The following is a 6935-nucleotide window of genomic DNA, read 5'->3' as shown; positions in this document are numbered from 1 at the left end:
TGACTTCGCAATCACCACCGCACCGGAGGTCTCACTACGTGATCAAGCTGCCGCGCCGACCGTCACCAACGTCCTGGCCGGTTACACCTAGGCCGAGGTCCGGGCACACTGCGGCGATGGACTGGGGGTGGCCCGTGCTGGGCTTCCTGGGGCTGCAGATCGTCATCGGCCTCGGTCAAGACGGCCTCCGGCGGCGCCGCCGGAGGGCGGCCCTGACCGGTCCCCGGGGGTACGAGACGCGGATGATGCTCGGGGTGGACGTCGGCACGCAGGTGGAGAAGGGCTGGCTGCGGATCGCAGCCGCGACCGTGGAGTGGCGTGCGGACGACGGGCCGCACCGGATCGACCTGCGCGGCTACCGCGTGGTCTCGACCGTAGCCGAGATCCAGGGCCGGGAGTGGGGCGACGTCGGGCTGCGGCTGGTCGCCGACCGCCGCCCCCAACTGCGCGCGCTGCTCCAGCCCGAGGATGCCGACGTGCTGCGGACCGCGCTGCGGGACAACCCGGTCGCCTCCGGGACGACACCGCACTGGTCGCCGGGCTGTGGCCGCTCGGTCCGGCATGGCCGGTGGACCGCCAGGACCTCAAGTACCTGCTCGGGCCGGAGAACGCACCGTCAGCGTGACCCCGACCAGCACGATCACCCCGCCCACCACCTCGGCGGCGGTGATCGGCGTCCCGGTGACCAGCGCGGCCACCGCCGTGAACGCGGTGATCAGGTTCAGGAACACCCCGGCCCGGGCCGGGGGGACCACCGTCAGCGCGTAGGCCCACAGCACGTACGACCCGCAGGACGGGAAGACGACGATGAACAGCAGCGACCACAGCGCCGGACCGGTACCCGGCAGGTCGAGCCCGACGACGGGCACCAGTGCGCCCAGCACCACGGTGACCAGCCCGGCCTGGACCGCCACGGCAGAGATCGGCGGCAGCTTCGGGCCCATCCGGGCGGCGACGGTGTACGCCGTCCACGCGACGATCGCGCCGAGCATGAACACGTCGCCCGCCCCGTAGGTCGTGCCGGTCATCGCGGTCGGGTGCCCGTGGGTGAGCAGCACCAGCACCCCGACGAAGGCCACCAGGATGCCCGCCCCGCCCCGGAAGCCGAGCCGTTCGTGCAGCAGGACCGCGGCGGCGATCGCGATCAGGGCCGGGTTGGCCGCGTTGATCAGCGAGGCGGCGAACGCCGTCGAGTGCTCCAGGGCGGCGTACAGGAAGAGGGTGTACCCGGCGAGGCCCGTCGCCGCCTGAAGGGTGAGAAAGCGCCAGTGCCGCAGCAAGTCTCGCCAGTCGGGCCGCTCGACGGCCTGGGCCAGTGCGATCAGCGGCAGCAGCGCGAGCGCCCACCGGAGGGTGGTCAGGGAGAACGGGGAGATCGTCTCCACCGCGACCTTGCCGAGCACGTAATTGCCCGCCCAGAACAGCGTCGCCCCGACGAGGGCCAGGACGCCCCGGCCCATCGCAGATCTCACCGGCCGACCATACCCGGCTGCCCAGGTGCGTCCGAATCGGTTGCCATGAGTCGGATTCGGGTCACCGTGGCGACCGAAACGGGCGCGGATGCGGGCCGAGCGGTCGGGCAAACGAACGGCGGGGCCGGTGGCGAACCACCGACCCCGCCGGGTCGTGCGCGTCGAGCTACCGACGATCAGACGTCGTAGTACAGCTCGAACTCGTGCGGGTGCGGGCGCAACCGGATCGGGTCGATCTCGTTGTTGCGCTTGAAGTCGATCCAGGTCTCGATCAGGTCCTCGGTGAAGACGCCGCCCTCGGAGAGATAGGCGTGGTCCTTCTCGAGGTTGTCGAGGGTCTCCGCGAGCGAGCCGGGGACCTGCGCGATGGAGGCGTGCTCCTCGGGCGGCAGCTCGTAGAGGTCCTTGTCGACGGGGGCCGGCGGCTCGATGCGGTTCTTGATGCCGTCGATCCCGGCCATCAGCATGGCCGAGAACGCCAGGTACGGGTTCGACGACGGGTCCGGCACGCGGAACTCGATGCGCTTGGCCTTCGGGTTCGAGCCGGTGACCGGGATGCGGACGCAGGCCGAACGGTTACGCGCCGAGTAGACCAGGTTGACCGGCGCCTCGTAGCCCGGCACCAGGCGGTGGTACGAGTTCACCGTCGGGTTGGTGAACGCCAGCAGCGACGGCGCGTGGTGCAGCAGGCCGCCGATGTACCAGCGCGCGAGGTCGGACAGGCCGCCGTAGCCGGTCTCGTCGTAGAAGAGCGGCGAGCCGTCCTTCCACAGCGACTGGTGGCAGTGCATGCCCGAACCGTTGTCGCCGAAGATCGGCTTCGGCATGAACGTGACCGTCTTGCCGGCCGCGTGGGCGACACCCTTGATCGCGTACTTGAACAGCATGACCTTGTCCGCGGACTTGGCCAGCGTGTCGAACTTGTAGTTGATCTCGGCCTGGCCGGCGGTGCCCACCTCGTGGTGGGAACGCTCGACCTCGAGGCCCAGGCTGTCGAGCACGACGACCATCTGGTCGCGCAGGTCGGCGTAGTGGTCGACCGGCGGCACGGGGAAGTACCCACCCTTGTAGGGGGTCTTGTGCCCGAGGTTGCCGCCGTCCTCCTTGCGCGCGGTGTTCCAGGCGGCCTCGATCGAGTCGATCTCGTAGAACGAGAGGTTCTGCTTCGTCTCGAACCGCACGTCGTCGAAGATGTAGAACTCGGCCTCGGGCGCGAAGAACGCAGTGTCCGCGATGCCGGTCGACTTCAGGTACGCCTCGGCCTTGTGCGCGACCTGACGCGGGTCGCGGCTGTAGGGCTCGCTGGTGTACGGGTCGACGATGTCCATGTTGACGACCAGGGTCTTCTCGGCCCGGAACGGGTCGATGTAGGCCGTGCTGAGGTCCGGGATCAACTTCATGTCCGACTCGTTGATCGCCTGGAAGCCGCGGATCGAGGACCCGTCGAACATCTGGCCGTCGGTGAAGAAGTCCGCTCCGACCGTCGAGGCCGGAACGTTGAAGTGCTGCATGACACCCGGGAGGTCGCAGAAGCGCACGTCGACGAACTTGACGTCTTCGTCGGCGATGAACTTGGTGACCTCATCGGCGTTGTTGAACATCCAACCTCCACGGTCGGGAATCGGACTGAGTTCGTGCATCCGTCGGTGCCGCACCGCTCACCCGTGAGCCGGGGCACGCCGTTGCGGACGCTAGGCGTGTTGGCTTTCGCGGTGGTGTCGACACTGTTTCGGGAGCGTAACGTAGCCCGATCTCGGTATCGCGGGGGTGACACCGGTAGGCGTCCTCGTGCTCACCGGGGCGCACCGTAGGGTGAAAGCGTGACCGAATCGGAAACCGGCCTGTCGGGCTACGTGCCCGGGGCCGACCTGGGCCGCCCCGCCGAGGGTCCGGGCTCGGTGGCCCGGCCCGGTCGTCGGCTGCTGAGCCTGGTGATCGACTGGGCCGTGTGCCTGCTGATCGCCCGCGGTCTGTTCCAGGCCTCGCCGTCCGACCCGGCCGGTTCTCTGGTGCCCGTGCTGGTGCTGGTCGTGGAGAACGCCCTGCTGATCCCCACGGCGGGGGCGACCCTGGGCCAGCGGCTGGCGGGGGTGCAGACCGAGCGGGTGGACGGCGGTCGCCTGGGCCTGGGGGTGGGCCTGGTTCGCGCGGTGCTGCTGGCGCTCGTCGTCCCGCCGTTCACCTTGATCTGGCAGCGCGACCTGCGCGGGGCGCATGACCTCGCCGCGGGGGCGGTCGTCGTCCGGAACTAGAAGAACCGGCACCTGTTCAGGTGCCGGTTCCCATTTCAGCCCTGCTCGGCCTGAATCCCACCGCGACGGGCGGCGGGGATGCGTTCCAGGTCGCGGAGGGTCCGGATGTCGTCGAGCTGACGGACCTTTCGGACCTCGACGGAGTGCGCCGCGTTACGGGCGGCCGACTCGGCCAGGAGCTCGTCGGCCCGGCGGGCCAGAGAGCTGACGATCTTCACAACGTCTTGCGGTGGCGTGACGCGCATGTGCTGGCAGTCCTTCCCCGGGGGCGTCAACGGCCGTCGACCGACGCTGGTCGACTCACGTCAAACGGTACCCGCGAGACAGGTGCGGCGAAACTCGACATCGCCGCATATCCCTGCCCCGAGATCAACGACACATCGGCAGGGAGCTGTCGAGACCTGAGCCCGGAAGGGTGATCTCGTTCCGGACGGCCTTCAGCGGCCGCGCGTGGCCTTGCGGTCGGGGCGCATCCGGGTCGGGTCGACGCCCTTCGGGATCGGCAGCCGGGCCGCGCCGAGGGCGTGCAGCCGCTTGGCCACCGTGCTCACCTCGTCCTTGGTCAGCACCGGACGCTTCCGCATGATCGTGCGGGTCAGCTTGCGCAGCGGCACCTGACCCTCGTCGTCCCCGGCGTGCAGGACGATCACCGGGACGTCGGGCAGCACCTTGGTCATCCGCTTCCGCTCGGTCTCCGCGAGCCGGTTGACCCGGGGCAGCGGCCCCTCGGTGACCAGGACGACGCCGGGCCGGCCCACGGCCCGGAACACCAGGTCCTGCGTGCGGGGGTCGACCTGGACCGGCTGCTCGTCGACGTTCCAGCCGCGGCGCAGGCCCTTCAGCGCATACCCGGTGGCACCGGCCATGCCCACGACCTGGGAGAAGGCCACCGTCTCGGCCCGCCGGCCGAGGATCACGGTGGCGGCCAGCAGGCCCGCCAGGAACCCGAGGAAACCGCCGTAGTAGGCGTGGTCCCAGATCGCCCCGATCAGGATGCCCAACAGCAACGTGACCGCCCAGGCGGCGATCATCAGGGCGAAGCCGGGCTTGTCGTTCTTCCAGACCATGCCGAACACGGCTCGGATCTGGGCGAAACGTCCGGTCGGGACGCCGGGAGCGGGTTCGTTGCGGGCCATGGAGCTGAGGATACTGACCTGGCTCAGCCCAGGTGACGGGCCAGCAGGGAACCGGCCTCCTGGCGGGCCGAACCGGGCTCGGCCAGGTGGGCCAGGGCCTCCGGGAGGGCCTCGCCGCGCCGCTGCATGGCCTGCGCCCACAGCCGCCCGGCCCGGTACGACGAGCGGACCAGCGGCCCGGACATCACCCCGGCGAAGCCCAGCGCCTCGGCCTCCTCGCGCAGCTCCACGAACTCCTCCGGCTTCACCCAGCGCTCCACCGGGTGGTGCAGCGGGCTGGGCCGCAGGTACTGGGTGATGGTCAGCAGGTCGGTGCCCGCCCCGTGCAGGTCGACCAGCGCCTGGGAGATCTCCGCGCGGGTCTCGCCCATCCCGAGGATCAGGTTGGACTTGGTCACCATCCCGGCGGCGCGGCCCTGGGTGATCACGTCGAGGGAGCGCTCGTAGCGGAAGGCGGGGCGGATCCGGCGGAAGATGCGGGGCACGGTCTCCAGGTTGTGCGCGAAGACCTGCGGGGCGGCGTCGAACACCTGCTGCAGCAGCTCGGGCTTCCCGGAGAAGTCGGGCACCAGGATCTCGACGCCCGTGCCGGGAGAGGCGGCGTGGATGGCCCGGATCGTCTCCGCGTACAGCCAGGCGCCCTCGTCCTCCAGGTCGTCGCGGGCCACTCCGGTGACCGTCGCGTAGCGCAGGCCCATCGTGGCCACGCTCTCCGCGACCCGGCGGGGCTCGTCGGTGTCGAGGGGCTCGGGGCGGCCGGAGTGGATCTGGCAGAAATCGCAGCGCCGCGAGCAGTTCTCCCCACCGATGAGGAAGGTGGCCTCGCGGTCCTCCCAGCACTCGAAGATGTTGGGGCAGCCGGCCTCCTGGCACACCGTGTGCAGGCCCTCCGACTTCACCAGCTTGGTCAGCTCCGTGTACTCGGGGCCCATCTTCGCCGTCGTCCGGATCCAGGACGGTTTGCGCTCGATCGGGGTCTCCGCGTTGCGCGCCTCGACCCGCAGCAGCCGGCGGCCTTCCGGTGCGATCGTCACGTGAACTCCTGTTCCTCGACCCGCACCTAACTGTAAGTCGTGCCGGGCGGCGGCTCTTCCCGGACCCGGGTTAGGTTCGACCCATGGATCTCCGCGTGTTCGTCGAGCCCCAGCAGGGCAACTCCTACGCCCAGCAGTCCCGCTTCGCCCAGGCCGCCGAGGCGGCCGGCTACGGCGCCTTCTTCCGCTCGGACCACTTCCTGCGGATGGGCGGCGGCTCACCGCTGCCCGGGCCGACCGAGTCCTGGACGACGCTGGCCGGGATCGCGCTGGAGACCTCCCGGATCCGCCTGGGCACCCTGGTGACCTCGGCGACCTTCCGGCACCCCGGCGTCCTGGCGATCCAGGTGGCCCAGGTCGACGACATGTCCGGCGGGCGGGTCGACTTCGGGTTCGGCGCCGGCTGGTTCGAGACCGAGCACACCGCCTACGGCCTGCCGTTCCCGGGCGTCGGCGAGCGCTTCGACCGCCTGGAGGAACAGCTCGAGATCATCACCAACCTCTGGACGACGCCGGGCGGGTACTCGTTCTCGGGCCGCCACTACCAGGTGGTCGACTCGCCCGGGCTGCCCAAACCGGTGCAGGAGCGCGTCCCGGTGATCATCGGCGGCATCGGGAAGAAGCGGACGCCGGAGCTGACGGCGAAGTACGCGACCGAGTTCAACGTGCCGTTCAAGCCGTTCGACGACACGGTCGCCGCGCATCGCCGCGCCCGGGAGGCGTGCGAGCAGATCGGCCGCGACCCGTCGTCCCTCACGCTCTCGGTCGCGCTGACCCTGAACACGGGCAAGGACGAGGCCCAGATCGCGGCGCGAGCCGCCAAGGTCGGGCGGGACGTGGCCGAGCTGCGCGAGATCCAGCTGGGCGGCTCACCCGCCGAGATCGTCGACAAGCTGGGCCGCTACGCGGAGCACGGCGTGACCCGGGCCTACTTCCAGGTGCTCGACCTCGACGACCTCGAGCACATCGAGTACGCGGCCGCCGAGATCATGCCCCAGCTCGCCTGACGTGGGTCTCGCTCGCGAGTGTCCTCGAAAGGGC

At 70.3% G+C, this 6935-nt stretch carries 7 protein-coding genes; 2 read left to right on the top strand and 5 right to left on the bottom strand.

The genetic code is table 11. The features are described 5' to 3' along the window. Positions 1–584: 584 nt before the first annotated feature. Complete coding sequence (locus tag ACIB24_RS20895) at positions 585–1472, bottom strand: DMT family transporter (protein WP_398284116.1); 888 nt, start codon at positions 1470–1472, stop codon at positions 585–587. 176 nt (positions 1473–1648) lie between these two features. Continuing rightward, positions 1649–3073 (bottom strand): type I glutamate--ammonia ligase, encoded by a 1425-nt coding sequence (gene glnA / locus ACIB24_RS20890; RefSeq protein WP_398284115.1) that lies wholly within the window; start codon positions 3071–3073, stop codon positions 1649–1651. 219 nt (positions 3074–3292) lie between these two features. Here glnA and ACIB24_RS20885 point away from each other — a divergent pair, with 219 nt between their 5' ends. After that, the gene (locus ACIB24_RS20885; protein WP_398284114.1) at positions 3293–3724 is read left to right on the top strand and encodes an RDD family protein; all 432 of its coding nucleotides are present in this window, start codon (positions 3293–3295) and stop codon (positions 3722–3724) included. Between the two features lie 35 nt (positions 3725–3759). Here ACIB24_RS20885 and ACIB24_RS20880 read toward each other — a convergent pair whose 3' ends face one another. From ACIB24_RS20880 to lipA, 3 genes are all read right to left on the bottom strand, one after another. Further along, the gene (locus ACIB24_RS20880; RefSeq protein ID WP_398284113.1) at positions 3760–3942 is read right to left on the bottom strand and encodes a hypothetical protein; all 183 of its coding nucleotides are present in this window, start codon (positions 3940–3942) and stop codon (positions 3760–3762) included. 219 nt (positions 3943–4161) lie between these two features. After that, a complete protein-coding gene (locus ACIB24_RS20875) occupies positions 4162–4860 on the bottom strand; it encodes a DUF4191 domain-containing protein (protein ID WP_398284112.1) in 699 nt (232 codons plus the stop codon). A gap of 23 nt (positions 4861–4883) precedes the next feature. Beyond that, on the bottom strand, positions 4884–5894 hold the full coding sequence (lipA, locus tag ACIB24_RS20870) for a lipoyl synthase (RefSeq protein WP_398284111.1): 1011 nt from the start codon (positions 5892–5894) through the stop codon (positions 4884–4886). A gap of 83 nt (positions 5895–5977) precedes the next feature. Here lipA and ACIB24_RS20865 point away from each other — a divergent pair, with 83 nt between their 5' ends. Further along, entirely contained in the window at positions 5978–6901 is a 924-nt protein-coding gene (locus ACIB24_RS20865) for an LLM class F420-dependent oxidoreductase (protein WP_398284110.1), read from the top strand. Positions 6902–6935 lie beyond the last annotated feature (34 nt).

This window comes from Spongisporangium articulatum, from assembly GCF_044465595.1.
GTDB lineage: Bacteria > Actinomycetota > Actinomycetes > Actinomycetales > Kineosporiaceae > Spongisporangium > Spongisporangium articulatum.
Note: the sequence above shows the minus strand (reverse complement) of the source record. Positions and strands in the feature narration are given on the sequence as shown.